General features: G+C 37.2%; 3 protein-coding genes. 2 read left to right on the top strand and 1 reads right to left on the bottom strand.

Annotation, left to right across the window (positions count from 1 at the left end):
* A partial coding sequence (locus DW917_RS16850; protein ID WP_147344256.1) for a transposase occupies positions 1-348 on the top strand: 348 nt, incomplete at its 5' end.
* Positions 349-624: 276 nt separating this feature from the next.
* On the opposite strand, the gene DW917_RS16845 is transcribed toward DW917_RS16850, so the two are convergent.
* Positions 625-858 (bottom strand): hypothetical protein, encoded by a 234-nt coding sequence (locus DW917_RS16845; RefSeq protein WP_118120539.1) that lies wholly within the window; start codon positions 856-858, stop codon positions 625-627.
* A 369-nt stretch (positions 859-1,227) separates the two neighbouring features.
* Here DW917_RS16845 and DW917_RS16840 point away from each other — a divergent pair, with 369 nt between their 5' ends.
* Positions 1,228-1,380: a hypothetical protein gene (locus DW917_RS16840; RefSeq protein ID WP_199545594.1), complete on the top strand. Its 153-nt coding sequence runs from the start codon at positions 1,228-1,230 to the stop codon at positions 1,378-1,380.
* The last annotated feature ends 37 nt before the right edge of the window (positions 1,381-1,417 follow it).

Below are 1,417 nucleotides of genomic sequence, written 5' to 3'. Positions count from 1 at the left end.
ACCGCTTTTGAAACAGCAAGGCAATATGCCAGTTATGTCGGCGTGGCACCGCACTTTCGCACTTCAGGCACCAGTGTGAGATGGCGTCCACGACCTTCAGCACGCTGTGATGGTCAGGCGAAAGCGGATCTGTCCATGGCGGCCTTAATTACTGTACAATATGATGCAGAATTACAATCATTCTATAACCGTAAATTAGGAGGTAAGCAAGATTCAGACACAAAACGCAAGGCATTGAATGCCGTTAAGTTCAAACTCATTCTCAGAATGTTCGCCATAGGCAAACAGAATAGAAAATGGGAAACATTGGATTCAATGAGCAACAATGAGATTCTTGCAATATCATAAGTCTAAAACAAGGGAACTATAGCAGTCTGTGCTACTGCCATTTAGAGTCTTGTAAAGACACAAACACGGATAACTAATTAGGAATCTAGCCATACGCTATTAAAAGAACGAGTTCCGTGTTATTTTGTAACAGAAATGTCATTTTTGACCATTTCTGCTACCGATATTTTAGTGCCTGTATGCTCCAAAACGCCTCTTTTATATTTATTAACATAAAAAGCTGCTCAAAAATTTGGCTATGTCTTAGGAATCTTTTAGTTGTTCCTAATTTATACATCACTTACCAAGAATAGTGTCAAACATTTCATCAACAGAGTTCCATTGTGTAACTCTACCTTTAGCAACATCCTCTTCAGCAAGTTCCAATTCTGTTTTCTTAGGTTTTAAAACCGAAATAGAACTTACTCCATTGAGCATTTGAATGGCACTTTTAAGTTTATTGACCAAAGATGGATCAGATATTGAAACCACTAACTGTGGTTCTTTTAATCCTATCGTTCTTGCTTTCATAATCTTCTCTTTTAAACGTTTAACAGAATTATGTTACAAAAATACATTTTTCCCCTCACACCGCCAAACTTCTTGCATTATTTTAACGTTACAATATGAACCGCCACCGTTAAAAATGCTTATTAGGGCGTTTCTGAGAGGTAATGATTTGAAAGCGTTTCTACTTCTCTAATCTGTTTTTTTCTCATTTCCTTGTCACTGCCAACTAAAGCCAACGACTGCCACAACCACTTGAAACTCAAAACAAATGCTCTATTTTGCTATTTTTTGCCTTTTAGGCGTTCTTTTTTTTTAAAAAAAATGGTTAATTCATTTGGTAATCAGAAAGTTTCCTCGTATATTTGCAAAAATTATCAAGAGGAATCGCTTATGTGCAAATTTGAAGAAATAGAAGGTTGGCGTCTTTCCTATGGCAAGACCATCCGAGAGATCAAAAATGCCGTGCATGAGGAGGTAAATTTGGGGCGAATATATCTCATCATTAGCATTTTGCTTGCTTATATGGGAACTGTTAGCATCTAAAGTTTCCCACCCTTGTTTATAGGGCATTTTTGAGTCC

It is taken from the genome of Prevotella sp. AM42-24, from assembly GCF_003461825.1.
Taxonomy (GTDB): Bacteria; Bacteroidota; Bacteroidia; order Bacteroidales; family Bacteroidaceae; genus Prevotella; species Prevotella hominis.
This window is presented reverse-complemented; position numbering and strand designations above follow the sequence as displayed.

What these genes read in the sequence shown, in the direction of transcription:
- DW917_RS16845 (WP_118120539.1), bottom strand. Translation starts at nt 858, where the DNA reads ATGAAAGCAAGAACGATAGGATTAAAAGAACCACAGTTAGTGGTTTCA.
- DW917_RS16840 (WP_199545594.1), top strand. Translation starts at nt 1,228, where the DNA reads ATGTGCAAATTTGAAGAAATAGAAGGTTGGCGTCTTTCCTATGGCAAG.